The 19,216-nt window shown below is 51.7% G+C and carries 23 protein-coding genes and 1 riboswitch; of the genes, 20 read left to right on the forward strand and 3 right to left on the reverse strand.

Annotated features, from left to right (window positions below; genetic code table 11):
• Nucleotides 1–16: 16 nt before the first annotated feature.
• Nucleotides 17–1,708 carry a methyl-accepting chemotaxis protein gene (locus K7P76_RS10435; protein ID WP_232185237.1) on the reverse strand — a complete coding sequence of 564 codons (1,692 nt, stop codon included), beginning with the start codon at nt 1,706–1,708 and terminating at the stop codon, nt 17–19.
• A 224-nt stretch (nt 1,709–1,932) separates the two neighbouring features.
• Here K7P76_RS10435 and K7P76_RS10440 point away from each other — a divergent pair, with 224 nt between their 5' ends.
• From K7P76_RS10440 to glyA, 7 genes are all read left to right on the forward strand, one after another.
• A complete protein-coding gene (locus K7P76_RS10440; RefSeq protein WP_232185238.1) occupies nt 1,933–2,622 on the forward strand; it encodes a stage II sporulation protein R in 690 nt (229 codons plus the stop codon).
• 76 nt (nt 2,623–2,698) lie between these two features.
• Complete coding sequence (locus K7P76_RS10445) at nt 2,699–3,802, forward strand: L-threonylcarbamoyladenylate synthase (RefSeq protein ID WP_232185239.1); 1,104 nt, start codon at nt 2,699–2,701, stop codon at nt 3,800–3,802.
• A gap of 139 nt (nt 3,803–3,941) precedes the next feature.
• The gene (locus tag K7P76_RS10450) at nt 3,942–4,502 is read left to right on the forward strand and encodes a manganese efflux pump MntP (RefSeq protein ID WP_232185240.1); all 561 of its coding nucleotides are present in this window, start codon (nt 3,942–3,944) and stop codon (nt 4,500–4,502) included.
• Nucleotides 4,503–4,538: 36 nt separating this feature from the next.
• Complete coding sequence (locus K7P76_RS10455; RefSeq protein ID WP_232185241.1) at nt 4,539–5,129, forward strand: low molecular weight protein arginine phosphatase; 591 nt, start codon at nt 4,539–4,541, stop codon at nt 5,127–5,129.
• Nucleotides 5,130–5,173: 44 nt separating this feature from the next.
• A riboswitch (ZMP/ZTP riboswitch) is annotated at nt 5,174–5,256 on the forward strand.
• Nucleotides 5,257–5,463: 207 nt separating this feature from the next.
• Entirely contained in the window at nt 5,464–5,913 is a 450-nt protein-coding gene (gene rpiB, locus K7P76_RS10460; RefSeq protein ID WP_232185242.1) for a ribose 5-phosphate isomerase B, read from the forward strand.
• Between the two features lie 15 nt (nt 5,914–5,928).
• A complete protein-coding gene (locus tag K7P76_RS10465) occupies nt 5,929–6,534 on the forward strand; it encodes a TIGR01440 family protein (protein ID WP_232185243.1) in 606 nt (201 codons plus the stop codon).
• A gap of 42 nt (nt 6,535–6,576) precedes the next feature.
• Nucleotides 6,577–7,827, forward strand: a complete 1,251-nt coding sequence (gene glyA, locus K7P76_RS10470; RefSeq protein ID WP_232185244.1) for a serine hydroxymethyltransferase — start codon at nt 6,577–6,579, stop codon at nt 7,825–7,827.
• 128 nt (nt 7,828–7,955) lie between these two features.
• On the opposite strand, the gene K7P76_RS10475 is transcribed toward glyA, so the two are convergent.
• Complete coding sequence (locus K7P76_RS10475) at nt 7,956–8,249, reverse strand: LSm family protein (RefSeq protein WP_232185245.1); 294 nt, start codon at nt 8,247–8,249, stop codon at nt 7,956–7,958.
• A gap of 67 nt (nt 8,250–8,316) precedes the next feature.
• A complete protein-coding gene (locus K7P76_RS10480) occupies nt 8,317–8,697 on the reverse strand; it encodes a hypothetical protein (RefSeq protein ID WP_232185246.1) in 381 nt (126 codons plus the stop codon).
• 169 nt (nt 8,698–8,866) lie between these two features.
• Here K7P76_RS10480 and upp point away from each other — a divergent pair, with 169 nt between their 5' ends.
• From upp to K7P76_RS10545, 13 genes are all read left to right on the forward strand, one after another.
• Complete coding sequence (upp, locus tag K7P76_RS10485) at nt 8,867–9,496, forward strand: uracil phosphoribosyltransferase (protein ID WP_232185247.1); 630 nt, start codon at nt 8,867–8,869, stop codon at nt 9,494–9,496.
• Nucleotides 9,497–9,532: 36 nt separating this feature from the next.
• Nucleotides 9,533–10,654 (forward strand): non-hydrolyzing UDP-N-acetylglucosamine 2-epimerase, encoded by a 1,122-nt coding sequence (gene wecB, locus K7P76_RS10490; RefSeq protein WP_232185377.1) that lies wholly within the window; start codon nt 9,533–9,535, stop codon nt 10,652–10,654.
• A gap of 679 nt (nt 10,655–11,333) precedes the next feature.
• Nucleotides 11,334–11,582, forward strand: a complete 249-nt coding sequence (locus K7P76_RS10495; protein WP_232185248.1) for an AtpZ/AtpI family protein — start codon at nt 11,334–11,336, stop codon at nt 11,580–11,582.
• Nucleotides 11,582–11,989 (forward strand): ATP synthase subunit I, encoded by a 408-nt coding sequence (locus K7P76_RS10500; protein WP_255678439.1) that lies wholly within the window; start codon nt 11,582–11,584, stop codon nt 11,987–11,989. Before K7P76_RS10495 ends, K7P76_RS10500 begins: the two co-directional genes overlap by 1 nt.
• A 4-nt stretch (nt 11,990–11,993) precedes the next feature.
• Nucleotides 11,994–12,761, forward strand: a complete 768-nt coding sequence (atpB, locus tag K7P76_RS10505; protein WP_232185250.1) for a F0F1 ATP synthase subunit A — start codon at nt 11,994–11,996, stop codon at nt 12,759–12,761.
• Nucleotides 12,762–12,797: 36 nt separating this feature from the next.
• Entirely contained in the window at nt 12,798–13,022 is a 225-nt protein-coding gene (gene atpE, locus K7P76_RS10510; protein ID WP_232185251.1) for a F0F1 ATP synthase subunit C, read from the forward strand.
• Between the two features lie 107 nt (nt 13,023–13,129).
• Nucleotides 13,130–13,615 carry a F0F1 ATP synthase subunit B gene (gene atpF / locus K7P76_RS10515; protein ID WP_232185252.1) on the forward strand — a complete coding sequence of 162 codons (486 nt, stop codon included), beginning with the start codon at nt 13,130–13,132 and terminating at the stop codon, nt 13,613–13,615.
• On the forward strand, nt 13,612–14,160 hold the full coding sequence (locus K7P76_RS10520) for a F0F1 ATP synthase subunit delta (RefSeq protein WP_232185253.1): 549 nt from the start codon (nt 13,612–13,614) through the stop codon (nt 14,158–14,160). The genes atpF and K7P76_RS10520 overlap by 4 nt, the downstream gene beginning before the upstream one ends.
• A gap of 44 nt (nt 14,161–14,204) precedes the next feature.
• Nucleotides 14,205–15,719, forward strand: coding sequence for a F0F1 ATP synthase subunit alpha (gene atpA, locus K7P76_RS10525; protein WP_232185378.1), 1,515 nt, complete (start codon nt 14,205–14,207; stop codon nt 15,717–15,719).
• Nucleotides 15,720–15,804: 85 nt separating this feature from the next.
• Complete coding sequence (gene atpG, locus K7P76_RS10530; protein WP_304518395.1) at nt 15,805–16,665, forward strand: ATP synthase F1 subunit gamma; 861 nt, start codon at nt 15,805–15,807, stop codon at nt 16,663–16,665.
• Nucleotides 16,666–16,732: 67 nt separating this feature from the next.
• Nucleotides 16,733–18,151 (forward strand): F0F1 ATP synthase subunit beta, encoded by a 1,419-nt coding sequence (atpD, locus tag K7P76_RS10535; protein WP_232185254.1) that lies wholly within the window; start codon nt 16,733–16,735, stop codon nt 18,149–18,151.
• Between the two features lie 26 nt (nt 18,152–18,177).
• On the forward strand, nt 18,178–18,585 hold the full coding sequence (locus K7P76_RS10540) for a F0F1 ATP synthase subunit epsilon (protein WP_232185255.1): 408 nt from the start codon (nt 18,178–18,180) through the stop codon (nt 18,583–18,585).
• Nucleotides 18,586–18,714: 129 nt separating this feature from the next.
• Nucleotides 18,715–19,152, forward strand: a complete 438-nt coding sequence (locus tag K7P76_RS10545; RefSeq protein WP_232185256.1) for a Dps family protein — start codon at nt 18,715–18,717, stop codon at nt 19,150–19,152.
• Nucleotides 19,153–19,216 lie beyond the last annotated feature (64 nt).

The raw sequence follows: 19,216 nt of genomic DNA on the forward strand, positions 1-19,216 counted from the left end.
TGAAAATGAAAACTAACTAATGCAATTTAAAGCCAGACAACACGTTGTGCAAATCCTCGGCAAGTTTGGATAAGGCTTGGGAGGAGGAGCTTATTTCCTCCATTGTAGCAAGCTGCTCCTCCGTGGAAGCGGAGTTGCTCTGGCAGGATGCGGCTACCTCATTGCTCGCAGCGGATACGCCCTCAACCATCGCCACGATTTGCTTGCTGGATGCAGCCAATTGCGTCGTCGTTGTCGCCGTTTGTTCTAATTGCGAGTTTACGGCTGAAACATTAGTACCGATAGTGTGGAATACTTCGTCTGCTAATTCCGCCCTGGATAGCCCCAGATTTACTTTCTCCGTCCCATTATGCATGGCGGTTACGGCTTTCTGGGTTTCAATCAGGATGCCTTCGATCAGCTCGGAAATTTGCAGGGTAGATTCTTTGGACTGCTCTGCCAGCTTCCGGATTTCTTGGGCAACGACGGCGAAACCTTTGCCGTGTTCGCCCGCCCGGGCTGCCTCTATACCGGCATTAAGAGAGAGCAGATTGGTCCGGTAGGCTATGTCCGTTATGATGTTCGTGATTCCGCCTATTTGTTGCGAGCGGTCGCCCAACGACTGAATGGCCGATGCCGCATGCCGAACCGTTTCTTGAATTTCCTTCATCCCTTGGAGGACGTCTTGAACGGCGTGAATTCCCTGGGTTGAAGCATCCGACGCCGAGTGGGCAAGACGGAATACTTCTTCGTTGCTGGCGGACACTTGCCCAATACCTGCCGACATTTGTTGAACAGCCGCAACTGCTTCCGCAACGTGCTGCTGTTCTTTTTCCGCGCTGACCGTTATCAATTGGGTCGCTGCCACGATTTGTTCCGTTGCCAAGGTCGTTTGCTCCGCGCTGGCCGTCAGCTGTTCAGAGGATGCCGCCACTTGAATCGCAGTATCTTGGGCCTGGGACAAAATAGAGCGTAAATTGCGCACCATGCGGTTAAAAGAATGGGCGAGCTCGGCAATCTCGTCTTTAGAGCTTAAAATAATTTCACGACTGAGATCGCCATGGCCTTCGGCTATTTCTCTAATCTGGACTTCTACCTGGCGCAGAGGTCTCGTAATCGAACGGGCTAATAACAAGCCGATGATGATCGCGATGATAACGCTTATAGCGAAAATAACAAGCATGGTCATGTTATGACGATTATTTTCCGCCTGACGATCTAACAGATCTTGATTCATTTCGGTGACCAATTTCTCAAGCAAAGGGTCGATGACGGCGTTTAGATTTTTGCGTGCTTCCCTTTCGTTCGAAAAATGCAGAGTCTCCGCTTCGCTTGCTTTACCTCTGCCGATGAAAGATAGTACTTGCTGACTCACTTTGAAATATTTTTCGTATTCCTCCTCGGCTCGAGCCATCGTTTCAAGGTCCGACGAATCAAGCGTTGGATTAGATTTAATGGCGGACAGCAGGTCTCGCATCTGTGCATCCTTCTTGGCGATTTCTGATTTAAATTGGGGATCCCCGTTCAGGATGAAAGCCCTTTCGTCGTTAGACATCCCAGCAAGCTGGAATTGAACCGATTTGAGATCAAAGCGAAATTCAGCATCCCTCAACATTTCTTGATGAGCAGCCCGGGTTAGTTTCGTCTGATTGAACGTGTACAAACCTAGGATTAAAAGCAGGACAATCATTGCGGCAAAAGCGATTAGAAGCTTAATGCAGATTTTCATCTGATCCCTCTTCTCATAGGCGCTTTTCGGCAAAAAATATTTTAATAGGATATATTTCGACATTTTTCGCGGGTTTCATTAGATATTAATTGAGAGGGGTATAGTTGGCGGCATCTAAATTTTATTTAATAGGTTTATAGAGTTCAAATCCGGACATAATGAGGGCTAAGACGTTCCGGAACGCATAGCGATGCACCGACGGGTGCTTCAAGGAGCGAGAACCTATGCGGCACAGCCATCATTCCCAATCATTCTTTTTTCTTATCGCAAGTAAAATGACACTAGCAGGCTTTGCAATCTTTCTAGGCCTATCCGCTTTAATCGGACAGTTCGCCTCGGCGAGCTCTGGTAAGCTTATTCCCGACGATGCGATACGCATTCGCATAATCGCTAATTCCGACAACGATTCGGATCAACAATTGAAAGTTAAGCTACGCGACGATGTGGCTGCATTGGTTGAGTCTTGGGGCGCTATGCCCGCTTCTCATGATGAAGCCCGCCAATTGATCAAAGCCCATCTCCCCCAAATCCAGCAACTAGTAAACGCTAAGCTTATTGAATATGATGCGTCGTATGGCGGCAATGTGGAGTTGGCTAAAGTTCCTTTTCCGGAAAAAATATTCGACGGAACAAGCTACGCGGCGGGAAACTACGAGGCATTGCGAATTACGCTCGGCCAAGGCGCGGGAAAAAACTGGTGGTGTGTATTGTTCCCGCCCTTATGCTTAACGGCAGCAACGGCGAAAGACGACGATGCGTCTGCATCGAAGGTAAAACAAATCTCCACGAAGAAAGATCTTGCGAAAGCAAAAGCAGATAAAAACCAACCCGCCAACGAAAAGCCGCATGCGAAATTTTTCCTCTGGGAACTTATTAAGAAGATCATTGCATTCCTAGGCTCTTTGTTCTCTTAGAGGCTGTGCTATAATAACGGAAACGAGATGGTTCGGCTGCCCGAATGACAGGCGACCGACGAGGATGGAAGACGACATGACGGTGGAGACCAAATATTGGCCTGCGGAGCAATCTCAGGCCGGATTAAAGGAAGCCGCCGCGGTACTCGCCGCTGGCGGCGTTATTGCATTTCCGACGGAGACGGTATATGGGCTTGGCGGGGATGCCCGGAGTTCAGTGGCAGTAAAACGGATTTTCGCGGCGAAAGGAAGACCTTCGGACAATCCGCTAATCGTGCATTTGGCGGACCGCGAAGAGGTGCACACCCTCGCGGAACGGATAAATGACGTGGAACAAGCGCTAATGTCGGCTTTCTGGCCAGGTCCGCTAACCCTTGTGCTGCCCGTAAGAGAGGGAGCTGTATCTAAGCTTGTGACTGCGGGGTTAGATACCGTAGCGGTAAGAGTTCCTGCGAATGAGTTAGCTAGGCAGCTCATCGAGCAATCGGGCTGTCCGCTCGCGGCGCCCAGCGCGAACCGTTCAGGTCGGCCTAGCCCGACGCAAGCCCGACATGTGATGGAGGACTTGGACGGGCGGATCGACGGGGTGCTTGATGGCGGTGCGACCGGCGTGGGGTTGGAATCGACCGTTGTTCGGGTTTTAGAAGGGAAGATTTATATTCTTAGGCCCGGAGGAATTACGCGCGAACAACTTCAAGAAGCTGTCGGAAAGACTGTAGAGGTTATCGTTGCGGCAGAGGATCGGGTTCAGACCGAGGCTCCAAAAATGGAAATCGCCTTTGATTCCGTCGCCGGACGCACGGAAGCCCCTCGGTCCCCCGGCATTAAATATACCCACTATGCTCCTAAAGGCGAGATGCTGCTCGTAATCGGACAAAATAGGGACAAGCTGATCGCGTTCGTTCAACAGCAGGCGAATGAAGCAACGCTCAGGGGCTGCCGTGTTGCAGTACTATCCTGTACGGAACACGTGTCTCGCTACCAAGCGGAAGCTGTGTTTGATTGCGGCTCCATGACCACACCGATTAAGGCAGCTCAATCTCTATACGCCAATCTTCGAGAATGCGACGAGCGCGGATTGGATTTCATTATCGCGGAAGGTTATCCTGAAGAAGGAATCGGAGCCGCGCTCATGAATCGGTTGCGCAAAGCTTCCGGAGGAAATGAGATCATCGTTTGACGATTAATCGCTGTTTGCGTTTGGCTCAGTCCCTTTCAAGTTCCTCGCAGTAGTGCATGTTCCCCCTCTTGTCCGCATATGTTGGAGAGAGGACTAGAGTGTACGAACGGCGTAAGGTGACGAATAGGGGGGACAAGCTATGTTCGACGTGTCCGCGGCAACCGGGCAGATGTTGACCATACTCGTGATGGCGGTCGCTCTGGGCATGGACGCTTTCTCGCTTGGAATCGGCATCGGCCTGAAAGGCGTCAGGCTTCGCGACGTGTTAAAATTAAGCTCGATCATCGCCGTATTCCACGTGCTCATGCCGCTCGGCGGGATGATTACCGGACAATACGTAAGCGGGCTTCTCGGCGGAATCGCGACTTCTGTCGCGGGTGCGTTGCTTTTGCTGCTCGGAGGACATATGGTATACAGTTCCCTGCGCGGGGAAGCGGTTGACTCCATTGATCATCGCACGGTGTGGGGGATGCTCGTATTTTCTTTCAGCGTCAGCATCGATTCTTTTTCCGTAGGCGTCTCTTTGGGGATGTTCTCCGCGCACTTGCTGCTTACCGTCCTTATGTTCGGATTTTTCGGCGGAATGATGAGCGTGTTCGGGTTATTGTTAGGACGGCGGGCAAGCCGTTCCTTGGGAGGATATGGAGAGGCGCTTGGCGGTGTTATTTTATTCGCATTTGGTCTATTATTTCTAGTATAAGCTTTGGAACTCATCCAAGAGCAAGGAGGGGAGAAAATGAACCGAATCTTAATCGTATGTACGGGCAATACTTGCCGCAGCCCGATGGCTGAAGCGATGCTCAAGGATTTGGCGGCGCGCGGCGGGAAGCCGCTCGAGATTAAATCCGCCGGAGTTTCTACGGCAAGCGGGTTGCCGATTTCTCCCCATGCGGCAGCAACGCTTAGAAAACGTAAACTGGTATTGCCCGGCCCATCCACGTCATTATCCGCGGAAGAGGTTGCTTGGGCGAATTTAATTTTGACGATGACCGCTGGGCATAAGCGCGCGATTCTGCAGAAGTTTCCCGCAGCCATCTCAAAAACTTTCACACTCAAAGAATACGCGCTGCGCGGGGACCCCGTCATGGACGACGTGGCAGAAGCCGAAAGATTATATTCCGAATGGCAGGTCAGGCAGGCTTTAGGCCAGAATCTGAATGCCGAACAACGTGCAAGACTGTTCGAGCTTCAACGGAGCATACCCGATTTCGATATCGCCGACCCGTTTGGCGGGCCATTGTTGCTATATGAGCAGTGCGCCGATGAAATCGAAGATATTTTATTGACCTTAGTCGACAAATTGGATTCGGATCCCCAAGAACAATGATTGATTTTTGCCTTCTCCTTAGGTATGATTAAGCTATAACTTCAAGGTTCCGATGTAACTGGCGACGACAAGTGGATCAAACCACGGTGGAGCATCGGAATGACGGCCGGTCGCCTGGGCAAAGAGCAACGTGCGGAAGCACGTTTGCTCTTTTTTGTCTTTATCAACCTGTGTGCGGGCGAACGGGGAGGGATGATCTGACGCGCTGCGACAAACCTTGGGAAGCCAAACTGTTTGAGGCAGGGGAATTCAGGTATAATACCTTTGTTAAGAGAGACCAAGCTCAGGATCATCCAGTTTGCGGTTGGTCGTCATGATTAAGGAGGTTTATTACATGAAAATAGCGATTGGTGCCGATCATGCCGGTTACCGGCTGAAAGATGAAATTGCTCCGTTCTTATTATCGCTTGGCCATGAGCTTGTAGATGTCGGCTGCAGCTGTGGCGATTCCGTTGATTATCCGGATTATGCCGTTCCGGTATGCGATAAAGTCGTCAGCGGGGAAGTCGAGCGGGGAATTCTCATATGCGGGACGGGAATCGGGATGTCGATTGCTGCTAACAAAACGGCAGGCATCCGTTGTGCTCTGGTACATGACATGTTTTCCGCCAAAGCGACGAGAGAACATAATAATACGAACGTACTCGCAATGGGCGAGCGCGTGATCGGACCCGGGTTGGCGCAGGAAATCGTCAAGATTTGGATCGAAACCCCGTTCTCCGAAGGCGAAAGACATAAGAACCGTATTCATAAAGTCATGGCGATCGAGGCTCATCAGTCCTAATTGGGAGGTCTAGTCATGGCAGACAATTCTCAGTCTATAACCGAACAAGTGGAATTATTGCTCGAAGAATTGGTGCAGATCGGTGGATTGCGTCCGGGACGAATCATGGTGTTCGGAGTGAGCACCAGCGAAGTGCAGGGCCAACGGATCGGCACCTCGGGAGCGGAAACCGTAGCCGAGCAAATCTATATCGGCGCGGAACGGGTTCGGGAGCGAGTCGGGTTTCATATCGTGTGGCAATGCTGCGAGCATTTGAATCGAGCGCTCGTGACCGAACGGTCCGTGGCGGAAGCGCAAGGATGGAGCGAGGTATCGGCCGTTCCCGTTCCTAAAGCCGGCGGTTCTATGGCTTCATTCGTCTATCGGCAGATGGACGATCCATGCTTGGTCGAATCGGTGCAAGTCCACGCGGGCATCGATATCGGCGAAACGATGATCGGGATGCATCTTCGTCCCGTGGCTGTTCCGTTAAGGCCGTCCATCCATTCGATCGGGCAAGCAAGAGTGAACATGGCGATGACCCGTCCTCGGCTGATCGGCGGAGCGCGTGCCGTATACGTTTTGCCTGAGGAACGGTCGACTTTAGAGGCGAAAGATGCCGTTACGAAAACTTGTGATTAATGAAATATCCATATAACTAAACACTTGGGAGGCTTCATTACTATGTTGGAAAATTTACGCAAGCAGGATCCTGAAATCGTTAAAGCACTGAATTTGGAATTAAAGCGTCAGCGCGACAACATCGAATTGATCGCATCCGAGAATATCGTAAGCGAAGCGGTTTTGGAAACGATGGGCACCGTGCTCACGAATAAATACGCTGAAGGATATCCCGGCAAGCGCTACTACGGCGGCTGCGAGTACGTAGACATTCCGGAAGAGATCGCCCGCAACCGCGCCAAAGAATTGTTCGGAGCCGAGCACGCGAACGTGCAGCCTCACTCCGGCGCGCAAGCGAACTTGGCGGTTTACTTGGCGGTGCTCAAGCCCGGCGATACCGTCCTCGGGATGAACCTTGCCCATGGCGGACATCTGACTCACGGAAATCCGGCGAACGCTTCCGGCTTGCTGTATAATTTCGTTGCTTACGGCGTAGATGAGCAAACCTTTACGATCGATTACGAAGAAGTGCGGAAAGCGGCTTTCAAGCATCGTCCCCGCCTTATCGTAGCCGGAGCATCTGCATATCCGCGGACGATCGACTTCGAGAAAATGGGCCAAATCGCCAACGATGTCGGCGCGTTGTTCATGGTCGACATGGCGCATATTGCCGGTCTCGTTGCCGGCGGAGAGCACCCGAGCCCGGTTCCGCATGCGCATTTCGTCACGACAACGACGCACAAAACGCTTCGCGGTCCTCGCGGCGGCATGATCCTATGTCGCAAGGCATGGGCGGCGGCTATCGATAAAGCCGTATTCCCTGGAACGCAAGGCGGACCGCTTATGCATATTATCGCTGCTAAGGCGGTCGCATTAGGAGAAGCGTTGCAGCCTTCTTTCAAAGACTACGCTCGCAACGTAGTCGTTAACGCTAAAGCGTTGGCGGATGCATTAATCGCCGAAGGCCTCAACATCGTATCCGGCGGCACCGACAACCACCTGATGCTGATCGACACGCGCAACTTGAACATCACGGGCAAAGTGGCGGAACATGTTCTCGATTCCGTTGCGATCACGGTTAACAAGAACGCCATTCCATTCGATCCGACTAGCCCGTTCGTCACGAGCGGCATCCGGATCGGTACGCCGGCTATCACGACGCGCGGAATGGGAGTGGAAGCGATGAAGACAATTGCCAAGGTAATGGCACTGACGCTGAAAAACCACGAGGACGAAGCAACGCTCGAGAAAGCCCGCGGCATTGTTGCCGAACTGACCGCGCAATATCCGCTGTATCCAACGTTGGGATATTAAGTGAGATGAAGTAAGTCTACCGATATTGAAACAAAAAAAGCTTTCAATACCACTGTCTGAGTGGGTTGAAGGCTTTTTTCTTACGTCTTTTTTGAATGGCCTGGGTTAATCCGACGCACGGAGGAACTTTAAATCAAAAGCGTAATAACCAAAAGCTCGTACAAGACTAGCGTCAGTATAGCGTTCGAGGCATAGGGTCCAAAAAAACGTGCGTCACCGGTCATGATGTGCAAGTAAGAATTGTCCGAGCCGATGACGACGCCTTCGTAGGTGTGGCCGTCCAATGTCTGCACGCGAACGGCGCGGTTCATGCATTGACTGCAGATCCCGGCGAGCTTCTGGCGCGTTCTGCGCACTTGATCGGACCACTGGTTATCCGCTTTGTAAATTTGGGCGGGGTCATCGTTATTACGGGCTTGCATAGGCATCTCTCCCTAGAATGATCTGCTTCATGCTATGCAGATAAGCTGGGTTCGGTCCCATCTTAACTCAAGGAGCTGTTCCAGCCCCCTCCTCGGAATATACTCCGTCGGTAACGGTATCATCTTCGGCAGTGGTATCTTCGGGTACGGTGTCGCTGTGGTAAGTAGAATAGATTGTTTTTCCGGATGGCAATTTATAATTCTTAAAGGCATCGTCGGAGAGTTTGAACACGAAGCCGCGGTTTGCGGACAATTTGGTTGAGATATCCTTCGCTTGATCAGGCTTGATAAGGTTGTTCTTGATCGCGGCATTCACGGCATCCTTTACCCAATTGGGGCTTCCGGCGCCTTTCTCCACTTTAGTGCCGAGAAATTTCTCCAAGAGAGCCAGCGCTTCTGCGGTAGTGAGTTTATTGTCCGGGCCGAATTTACCGTCACCCAAACCCAAATTAAGGAATTTTTATAGACAATTTTCGACGAAGTCCACGAAGCGTGGAGCGGATGTTATGCACCTGATCGGAGACAATGATATAATGTACGGGCAAACTACATAGGACAACGTCGGACTTGCGGCTGTACATGCCGTAATAGGTTCGTTTAAGAAAGGGAAGAACTCAATGGGGCGTCTCGTCATATGCGATCATCCGCTGATCCAACACAAAGTAACTTTTATCCGCGACAAAATGACTAATACGAAACAATTCCGCGAGCTGGTTGACGAAGTGGCCATGCTGATGGCTTACGAAATTACGAGAGATGTGCCTCTTTCCACCGTCCGGGTGGATACGCCGGTCCAGATGGCGGAAGGAAAAGTCATTGCGGGCAGAATGATGGGCCTCATTCCGATCCTTCGAGCCGGACTCGGCATGGTAGACGGGGTGTTGAAAATTATTCCGTCGGCTAAAGTCGGGCATATCGGTTTATACCGCGACCACGAAACGTTGCAGCCCGTTGAATATTATTGCAGCCTGCCCTCCGACGTTGCCGAGCGGGAATTGATCGTAATCGATCCGATGCTGGCCACCGGCGGGTCCGCGAACGCGGCGATCGATATGCTCAAGAAGAGAGGCTGCCGACCGACGAAGCTGATGTGTCTGATCGCCGCTCCCGAAGGGGTTAAGGCGGTTCAGGATCAGCATCCGGACATCGACATATACTTGGCCGCATTAGATGAGAAGTTAAATGAGCATGGCTACATTGTACCGGGTCTAGGCGACGCCGGAGACCGCCTGTATGGGACTAAATAAAGGGAGATAACCGACTTGAGCGATAAAATTAAAGTAATGACTATATTCGGGGTGCGGCCGGAAGCGATTAAAATGGCCCCGCTCATCTTGGAGTTGCAGAAGTATCCCGAACATATTGAACCTATAGTTTGCGTAACAGCCCAGCATCGTCAGATGCTGGACCAGGTTCTAGAAGTGTTCGACATCAAGCCCGACTACGACTTGGACATCATGCAGGCGAGCCAAACCCTTAACGATATTTCCATCCGCGTCCTGCAAGGTTTAGAACCGGTGTTAAGGGAAGCGAAGCCGGACTTGGTGCTCGTTCATGGCGATACGCTTACGACGTTCCTTGCGAGTTACGCTTCATTTATGCAGCAAATTAAGGTTGGCCACGTCGAAGCGGGATTGCGCACATGGAACAAGCTCTCGCCTTATCCTGAGGAGATGAATCGGCAGCTAACCGGAGTTCTGGCCGACTTGCATTTCTCCCCGACCGATTGGTCGGCAAGCAATCTGCGCAAAGAGAACAAAAGCGAAAATCAAATCTACATTACGGGCAACACGGTTACGGATGTGTTCCAATATACGGTGCAGCCGGATTTTACTCATCCTGTCTTGGACTGGGCAGCGGGTAAGAAACTCGTCCTAATGACCGCGCATCGCCGCGAAGCGCAAGGCGAGCCGCACCGCCAGATCTTCCGGGCGGTGAAGCGAATTGCCGACGAATTCGAGGATATCGCCATCGTCTATCCCGTTCATCCAAGCCCGGCCGTTCGAGGACCGGCGCAAGAGATTCTCGGGGATCATCCTCGCATTAGGCTGATCGATCCATTAGACGTGGTCGAGCTACATAATTTCTATCCGCACACCCATCTGATTCTGACGGACTCCGGGGGTCTTCAAGAGGAAGCGCCTTCCTATGGCGTTCCGGTACTGGTCCTGCGCGATACGACGGAACGGCCGGAAGGAATCGATGCGGGAACGCTCGAGTTGGTCGGCACGGATGAGGATGTTGTCTACGACCGTACCCGAGCTCTGCTTACAGATAAGGATCTTTATGCGAAAATGAGCCAATCGGCTAATCCATACGGGGACGGACAAGCCTCCAAGAGAATCGTCGGCGCGATCCTACATTATTTTGGCAAATCAGATCGACCTGAACCGTTTCGGCATTAAGCCGAACGGTTTTTTAACATAGCGGAAAGTATAAAATCTCAAGGTGGCAACGCCGCCTGGGTAGTTTATTGGCCTTGGCGAAGACGCGATGCTGCGGTTCAAGTGGTGAAGGCAGTTTTTTGACCTTGGCGAAGGCGCGACGCTGCGGCTCAGGGTGATGAGGGCAGTTTTTTGGCCTTGGCGAAGGCGCGACGCTGCGGCTCAGGGTGATGAGGGCAGTTTTTTGGCCTTGGTGAAGACGCGACGCTGCGGTTCAAGGTGGTGAAGGCAGTTTTTTTGGTCTTTGCAACATACTGCAGTGGCGGAAGGGCCGATAACGGAGTAAAAGGATAGCGCATTCCTTCCCGAAAACGGCAGAGACGGGATTCATGGAATCGGTTCCCTTCCCGCACTTTATTTTGCCAATTTTCGCAAATTCCATCCAGAGCGATCGGGAATGTTGGAAGAGTATGTCTGCTTGTCTTGAAAAAACGTACAGCATACAGCGGAACTGTATGGTTTAAACAGCCGGGAACTCCTGATTTGACGGGATTTGCGCGATTGTTGTTCACATAAAGTTTGAATTTCGATCAATTGACAAACGTTGTCGCCGAACGATACAATAAAACGTGAACATGGGGAAGAAAGGGCTTACTTAGGCTTTTCCGGACCCTTGCAGCGTCAAAGGAGCGACAAATCCATGGCGGAGTCTCCCCGCAAGCCTAATCTACCGAAAGACGAGAATCCTTGGCGGGCCGCTGGCCTCGTTGCGGGTTTGGGTGTGGAGTTGGCCGTCTGCGTCGGGCTCGGCTGGTGGCTGGGAACCGTGTATGACGACCGGAACGGTACCACTTACGGGTATTTAACCGGCGTGGTGATCGGACTGGTAGCGGGTATTGGATCGGCCGTGGCGCTGATCCGGAAATATACGGGAGCTGAAAGACCGTGATGTACGATTTGCCCGCTTTGATAAGACGCACGACCCGCATTACATTCTTTTTTTTGTCCTTAGGTTGCATAGGCTTGGCAATATGGCCTGATTACAAGCCATATTTCGGCGGATTTATGATCGGTACCATCGGGAGTTTACTGGGCTCTTTTCACTTGGCCTGGAAGACGACCCGTATCGCTGATCTTGCAGTGACCGGCCGTAAGAGCAGATCGGGATTCGGTTATCTATCCCGCGCAGCTATCGGAGTGCTTGCCGCGGTTGTTTCCGTGCAGGTGCTGCATTTCAATCTCGCAGCGACTGCGGCAGGAATATTAGCTTCACCGTTGGTGACACTGTTATTGGGATTATTCACCATTCGCCGTCTGAAAGATGGACAGTCCAATGACGAAAGGGGTGAAAAATGACAACATGGAACATTTAGCACCGCTTATTGAGATCGGCGGAATCGAGTTCGACTTGGCCGCGATTATGATGGTCGTCATTTCAAGTCTTGTCGTGTTCATCATTGCCCGGCTTGCCGTTCGCAACCTGTCGGTGGAAAACCCCGGCAAGCTGCAGAACTTCATTGAATGGGTCGTTGAATTCGTCCAAGGGATTATCGGACAGACGATGGACTACAAGAAGGGCAGACCTTATCTCGCGCTCGGATTGACGCTTATTCTGTACATTTTCGTTTCCAACATGTTAGGCCTTCCGTTCAGTATCATTACGGAAGCACATGGCTCTCATATCCCGACCGTGTTCGGTCAGGAGCTAATCGTGAAGGGCGAGCATGAGCACTTGGCGTGGGCCTGGTGGAAATCGCCTACAGCCGACGCGGCCATGACGATGGCGCTGGCGTTGATCGTCATCGTACTGTCCCATATTCAGGGCTTGCGGCATAACACCAAGCATTATCTCAAGCACTACACCCACAATCCGAATCTGGTCTTCTTGCCGATTCATCTAATCGAGATTGTGTCCAAGCCTTTAACGCTCGGCTTGCGGCTTTTCGGTAACATCTTTGCCGGCGAAGTTATGATAGGCGTCATCCTCGGCATGGGCTGGGTAGGTATTCCGGCGATGCTCGTGTGGCAAGGTTTCAGTATTTTCGTAGGTGCGATTCAATCGTTTGTATTCACGATGCTGACTATGGTTTACATTTCACAGTCCATCGTTCATGAAGAAGATCACTAATAAACAAAACCCAATTATTTGAGGAGGATTTACACAATGGATTTGAATACTTACGGATATGTAGCAGCAGGTATCGTATTTGGTCTTGGAGCGCTTGGCGCAGGTATTGGTAACGGTTTGATTTTCAGCAAAACGGTAGAAGGAATTTCCCGTCAACCGGAACTTCGCGGTACCCTTACGGCTACTGCATTCATCGGGGTTGGTCTCGTTGAGGCTATGCCGATCATCTCCCTCGTTCTTGCCTTTATGTGGGCTAAGTAATCAATTTAATCGAAACGTAAGGCGCGGAGTCGGAATTCCCTCCACGCCTTCCTTTTGCAGTTAATGCACGTAGCTTCAATTGAGCCGTGTGAAAGGAGTGAAGTTCGGTGTCAATCGTTTGGTCCAACTTTTTTGTCCAATTAGTATCCTTTGCCATTCTGTTCTGGCTCTTGTCGCGCTTTGCGTTCAAACCGTTGTTCAGCGTTATGGAGAAGCGCCGCCAGCTCGTTCAAGAGCAGATGGAGAGCGCCCAGAATAACCGCACGGACGCAGAACGCTTGATTGAAGAGCAGAAGCAGGCGCTGCAACAAGCGCGCAAAGAAGCTTACGATATTATCGAGCAAGCGAAAACGACGGGCTCCAAGCAAGCGGATGAAATCGTTCTGGCTGCTCGCAACGAATCGAACCGCATCAAAGAAGACGCGATACGCGATATCGAAACTGAGAAGAACAAAGCGGTTGCAGCATTGAAAGCCCAGGTTAGCGGATTGTCCGTACTGATCGCTTCCAAAATCATTGAGAAACAAGTTGACGAGCAATCGCAGAAGCAGCTTGTCGATCAATATTTGCAAGACGTAGGGAACAAGTCATGAGCCGCGGTACGGTAGTGGCCAAGCGTTACGCCAAGGCGCTGTTCCAACTGGCACAGCAACAAGGGCGCATAGCGGAAACGGAAACCCAACTCAAATTAATCGTTGACGTCGTAGAAAGCAACGCCGATGTTCGCGCGTTCCTCACGGCGCCTAACATTACTCTCGACACCAAGAAACAAACGCTTACCCAAGCCTTCGGAGCGGAGGCTTCCCCAATCGTCCTCAATCTAGTCGGCTTGCTGATTGAACGCGGGCGCGAAGGGGAATTGGCCGCTGTACTGGCTGCCTACCTTCAGGTAGCGGGCGACGTTCTGAGTCGCGCCGACGCGCACGTCATTTCTTTCCAACCGATGACCGACGGCGAGCAATCCAAGCTGGCGGAGAAGTTCGGAGCTTTACTTGGCAAGACCATTCGGGTGACAAACTCTGTAAACCCGGAATTGCTCGGAGGACTTACCGTCCGCATCGGCGATACGCTGTATGACGGAAGCCTTCGCGGCAAACTTGACCGTTTGGATAAAGCGCTGCAATCGGCAGCGATTTAATTTTACAATACCATTTGTTAGCAATGGAGACAGGGGTGAACGAATTGAGCATTAGGCCCGAAGAAATCAGCACGCTGATTAAGCAACAGATCGAGCAGTATCAATCCGATATTCAAGTCGTTGACGTAGGTACCGTCATCCAGGTCGGAGACGGAATCGCGCGCGTTCACGGCTTGGAGAAATGTATGGCCGGCGAATTGCTCGAGTTTTCCAACGGAGTAGTGGGCATGGCCCTCAACCTGGAAGAAGACAATGTCGGTGTCGTCATCATGGGTCCTTTTACAGGTATCCGCGAAGGAGACCAAGTTAAGAAAACCGGCCGTATTATGGAAGTTCCGGTTGGTGAGGAAATGCTCGGCCGCGTAGTAAACGCGCTGGGACAACCGGTTGACGGCAACGGTCCGATCAACACGACGAAATTCCGTCCGGTTGAATCTCCGGCTCCAGGCGTTATGGCACGGAAATCCGTACATGAGCCTATGCAAACCGGTATCAAAGCTATCGATGCCATGATTCCAATCGGACGCGGCCAACGGGAGCTCATCATCGGTGACCGTCAGACCGGTAAAACGCAGATTGCTATCGATACGATCGTTAACCAAAAAGGTAACGGCGTTATCTGTATCTACGTCGCTATCGGACAGAAACAATCGACCGTTCGCGGCGTTGTTGAAAGCCTTCGTAAACAAGGTGCTTTGGATTACACGATTGTCGTATCCGCAAGCGCATCCGAGCCTGCTCCGCTCTTATATCTTGCACCGTACACGGGTTGCTCGATGGGCGAGTACTTCATGTACAACGGTAAGCACGTTCTGATCATCTATGATGACTTGACCAAGCAAGCTGCCGCATACCGCGAGCTTTCCTTGCTGCTCCGTCGTCCTCCGGGCCGCGAAGCGTATCCGGGCGACGTTTTCTATCTCCACTCCCGTCTGTTAGAGCGCGCTGCTAAGCTGAATGACGAACTGGGCGGCGGTTCTTTGACCGCGCTGCCGTTCATCGAGACGCAAGCGGGCGACGTCTCAGCGTATATTCCGACCAACGTTATTTCCATTACCGATGGTCAAATTTTTCTAGAAGCCGATCTATTCTACTCCGGTCAACGTCCGGCGGTTAACGTCGGTATCTCCGTATCCCGGGTAGGTAGCTCCGCGCAAATCAAAGCGATGAAGAAGGTCGCGGGTACTCTTAAAACCGACCTTGCCCAATATCGCGAGCTGGCGGCTTTCGCGCAATTCGGCTCCGACCTTGATAAGGTTACGAAGTCCCGTCTTGATCGCGGTATCCGTACCCTTGAAATTCTTAAGCAAGGCGTTAACCAGCCGTTGTCGGTTGAGCGCCAAGTCGTTTCCCTTTACATCGTGACCAGAGGTCATGTAGATACGATTCCTGTGCAGGACGTTCGCCGCTTCGAAGGGGAATTCTTGTCCTATGTGGACGCGAACCGTCCGGAAATTTTCAGCTCTATCCGCGACACGAAAGACTTGACTCCGGAAACGGACAAAGCTTTGGTTGATGCGATCGCAGCGTTCAAGAAGGGCTTTGCCGTAACGGCATAAGCTAATCTTCATGGCTCGGATTGTAACATAAAGCTTGAGCCGGGTTTGCCGAAGGCAGGCCCTGGCAATAAGGTGGTGACAACGATTGGCTAAAGGCATGCGCGAAATTAAGCGCTCGATTAAGAGTAAGCAGAATATGAAGCAAATCACGAAAGCGATGGAAATGGTTGCAGCCGCGAAGCTTAGAAAAGCTCAGGAGGCTGCGGTCGCATCTCGCCCTTATGCGGACAAGATGAAGGAAGTCGTATCCAGCATCGCTTCCGGTGCCGGCGGCAGCAAGCATCCGATGCTGCAAAGCCGTCCGATTAAGAGAACGGCATACCTGGTCATTACTTCGGACCGTGGACTTGCCGGCGGGTACAATGCCAACATCCTTCGTAAGGTCTTGCTTACGATTAAAGAAAACCATCATTCTCCGGATGAGTATGCCGTATTCGTCATTGGGCGGAAAGGCCGCGACTTCTTCAAGCGTCGGAATATCGCGCTAGTTGATGAAATTACCGGGATATCCGATACGCCGAAGTTCTCGGATATTAAAGAAATCGCGGCAAAGGCCGTTCAAGGCTATGAAGCTGGAACTTTCGATGAGCTTTATCTAGCGTATAACGAGTTCTATAACGCGATTACCCAGGTACCAAAGCTTAAACGGCTGCTTCCGCTTGATCAGATGCAAGCGGGCGGAGACAAAGCGGACTACGAATACGAGCCTTCCGCGGAAGAGGTGCTTAACGTTCTCCTGCCGAAGTATGCGGAGACACTCGTATTCAGCGCGGTGCTCGAAGGCAAAGCCAGCGAGTTCGGAGCAAGAATGACGGCAATGGGCAGCGCAACGAAGAACGCGACGAAAATGATCTCGCAACTGACGCTCACTTACAACCGCGCGCGGCAAGCGGCAATCACCCAAGAAATCGCGGAAATCGTCGGCGGAGCGAATGCACAGCAATAAAATTTGTGACGGTTGATCTCAAGCCCCGACGGGGAGAGAGTTTAATTGCACTTCAGGAGGTAAAACCATGAGCAAAGGGCGCGTTGTTCAGGTATTGGGACCGGTTGTCGATATCGAATTCGACCACGGCCATCTGCCTGACATACTCAATGCGATCAAAATTGAAGCAAAAGCGGATAGCGCTGGCGCTCGCGAAATTAGCCTTACGGTTGAAGTCGCGCAGCATCTTGGCGACAACCTGGTCCGCGCGGTAGCGATGTCCTCCACTGACGGTCTCGTCAGAGGCACGGAAGCGGTTGACCTTGGCATACCGATTACGATTCCGGTCGGACCTGCAACGTTAGGCCGCGTATTTAACGTGCTGGGCGATTCGATTGACGGCAAAGGCGTAGTAGACCGTACGCATGTGAACCCGATTCACCGTGCGGCTCCTCCGTTCGAAGAACTCACGACCCAGACGGAAATGCTGGAGACGGGCATTAAAGTCGTCGACCTTCTCGCGCCTTATACCAAAGGCGGTAAAATCGGTCTGTTCGGCGGTGCCGGCGTAGGTAAAACGGTTCTCATGCAAGAGCTCATTCACAACATCGCTTCCGAGCATGGCGGGATTTCCGTATTCGCCGGCGTTGGCGAGCGTACTCGCGAAGGAAACGACTTGTATCACGAGATGACGGAATCCGGCGTAATCGCGAAGCTGGCCATGGTGTTCGGCCAGATGAACGAACCTCCGGGAGCGCGTATGCGCGTTGCGTTAACAGGTCTGACAATGGCGGAATATTTCCGCGATGAAGAAGGCCGCGACGTGCTTCTGTTCGTCGACAACATCTTCCGGTTCACGCAAGCGGGCTCCGAGGTTTCCGCATTGCTAGGCCGTATGCCTTCCGCGGTTGGTTACCAACCTACGCTGGCAACCGAGATGGGTCAGCTTCAAGAGCGTATCACTTCTACGAAAAAAGGTTCCGTAACGTCGATTCAAGCGATCTACGTACCTGCCGATGACTATACCGATCCAGCTCCGGCTACGGCGTTCGCGCATCTTGACGCGACGACGAACTTGGACCGTAACATCGCTGCGATGGGGATTTTCCCAGCCGTAGATCCGCTGGCATCCTCTTCTCGGATTCTAGCTCCGGAAATCGTAGGCGAAGAGCATTACCACGTCGCGCAAGGCGTAAAAAAATTGCTTCAGCGCTACAAAGAGCTTCAAGATATTATCGCGATTCTCGGTATGGATGAGCTGTCGGAGGAAGACAAGCAGGTCGTTCTTCGTGCACGTCGCGTGCAATTATTCCTGTCTCAGCCGCTTCACGTTGCCGAGGCGTTCAACGGGATTCCGGGCGTTTACGCTCCAATCAAAGATACGATTCGCAGCTTTAAGGAGATCCTCGAAGGGAAACATGACGATCTTCCGGAACCGGCATTCCACAATGTCGGATCGATTGAGGATGCCGTCGAGAAAGCGAAGAAACTCGCTGCTGCGGTTTAATCAACCGCCGGTTTGGAGGAAACGATATGAGTACCTTTCGGTTAGAGATCGTCACTCCGGAGCGCAAGGTTTACGAGAAAGACGTGAACATGGTCGTCGTCAAAGGCGTTGCCGGTGAGCTAGGTATACTTCCTCACCATATTCCTTTGGTAACTCCATTGAAGGTTGCTCCGGTTAAAGCCAAGATCGACAATAAGGAAGAATTTATTGCCGTTCACGGCGGTTTCATGGAAGTGCGCAAAGACAAGGTGGTTATTCTGGCGGAAGCCGCTGAGCTGGGAGCGGACATCGATGTGTCCCGGGCCCGCTTGGCGAAAGAACGCGCGGAACGCCGTCTTGCTCAGAAGCAAGCCGATATCAACCACCAACGCGCTGAAATGGCGTTGCAACGCGCGATCAGCCGCTTGGAGTCTGTCGGCGACAACAAAGAATAAATAAGTATACCAACAACCTTTCGCGGAATCCTAGGATGCTGCGAGGGGTTGTTTCTTTATATGCGTCTTTAGCATGAATTAGGGGTAACTTATAAGGGAGATACAATAGCGATTGCTGGAGGGATTCCTATGACTAAGTTGCATGACTCATTAAATGTCCAGTTATCGAATTGGTCGGTACTGTACATTAAGCTCCATCATTTTCATTGGTACGTGAAGGGACCCCACTTTCCGGTGCTTCATGCCAAATTCGAGGAATTGTACGAGCTTGCCGCGTTAAAACTGGACGAATTGGCGGAACGGATATTGGCGATCGAGGGTAAACCGGTGTCTACGATGAAAGAATTTTTGTCCTCGGCTACGATTAAGGAAGCGAACAAGGCGAAGACGGAAAATGATATGTTATCCGCTACGATCGCCGATCTTCAGGAGTTAGTTAAAGGTTTGGAAGATGCCGCCACGATAGCGGAGGATGAAGCTGGCGACGATGCGACGGCTGACATTCTCACCTCCCAAGTGGAGGATCTCCAGAAACAAATTTGGATGCTGAAATCCACGCTAGGCTAATAATCGAGTTAAAATTAACCGAATGAAACCGCCGCCTTGGGAAATACGCGGCGGTTTTTTCTGT

This window comes from Cohnella silvisoli, assembly GCF_021190915.1.
In the GTDB taxonomy this organism is placed as follows: domain Bacteria; phylum Bacillota; class Bacilli; order Paenibacillales; family Paenibacillaceae; genus Cohnella; species Cohnella silvisoli.

Coding starts and splice junctions, on each gene's coding strand:
- K7P76_RS10435 (WP_232185237.1), bottom strand. CDS start 1,708: ATGAAAATCTGCATTAAGCTTCTAATCGCTTTTGCCGCAATGATTGTC.
- atpE (WP_232185251.1), top strand. CDS start 12,798: ATGGATTTGAATACTTACGGATATGTAGCAGCAGGTATCGTATTTGGT.
- K7P76_RS10450 (WP_232185240.1), top strand. CDS start 3,942: ATGTTCGACGTGTCCGCGGCAACCGGGCAGATGTTGACCATACTCGTG.
- K7P76_RS10540 (WP_232185255.1), top strand. CDS start 18,178: ATGAGTACCTTTCGGTTAGAGATCGTCACTCCGGAGCGCAAGGTTTAC.
- K7P76_RS10545 (WP_232185256.1), top strand. CDS start 18,715: ATGACTAAGTTGCATGACTCATTAAATGTCCAGTTATCGAATTGGTCG.
- upp (WP_232185247.1), top strand. CDS start 8,867: ATGGGGCGTCTCGTCATATGCGATCATCCGCTGATCCAACACAAAGTA.
- K7P76_RS10495 (WP_232185248.1), top strand. CDS start 11,334: ATGGCGGAGTCTCCCCGCAAGCCTAATCTACCGAAAGACGAGAATCCT.
- atpD (WP_232185254.1), top strand. CDS start 16,733: ATGAGCAAAGGGCGCGTTGTTCAGGTATTGGGACCGGTTGTCGATATC.
- glyA (WP_232185244.1), top strand. CDS start 6,577: ATGTTGGAAAATTTACGCAAGCAGGATCCTGAAATCGTTAAAGCACTG.
- K7P76_RS10465 (WP_232185243.1), top strand. CDS start 5,929: ATGGCAGACAATTCTCAGTCTATAACCGAACAAGTGGAATTATTGCTC.
- wecB (WP_232185377.1), top strand. CDS start 9,533: ATGACTATATTCGGGGTGCGGCCGGAAGCGATTAAAATGGCCCCGCTC.
- atpB (WP_232185250.1), top strand. CDS start 11,994: ATGGAACATTTAGCACCGCTTATTGAGATCGGCGGAATCGAGTTCGAC.
- K7P76_RS10520 (WP_232185253.1), top strand. CDS start 13,612: ATGAGCCGCGGTACGGTAGTGGCCAAGCGTTACGCCAAGGCGCTGTTC.
- K7P76_RS10440 (WP_232185238.1), top strand. CDS start 1,933: ATGCGGCACAGCCATCATTCCCAATCATTCTTTTTTCTTATCGCAAGT.
- K7P76_RS10445 (WP_232185239.1), top strand. CDS start 2,699: ATGACGGTGGAGACCAAATATTGGCCTGCGGAGCAATCTCAGGCCGGA.
- rpiB (WP_232185242.1), top strand. CDS start 5,464: ATGAAAATAGCGATTGGTGCCGATCATGCCGGTTACCGGCTGAAAGAT.
- K7P76_RS10475 (WP_232185245.1), bottom strand. CDS start 8,249: ATGCAAGCCCGTAATAACGATGACCCCGCCCAAATTTACAAAGCGGAT.
- K7P76_RS10500 (WP_255678439.1), top strand. CDS start 11,582: ATGTACGATTTGCCCGCTTTGATAAGACGCACGACCCGCATTACATTC.
- K7P76_RS10455 (WP_232185241.1), top strand. CDS start 4,539: ATGAACCGAATCTTAATCGTATGTACGGGCAATACTTGCCGCAGCCCG.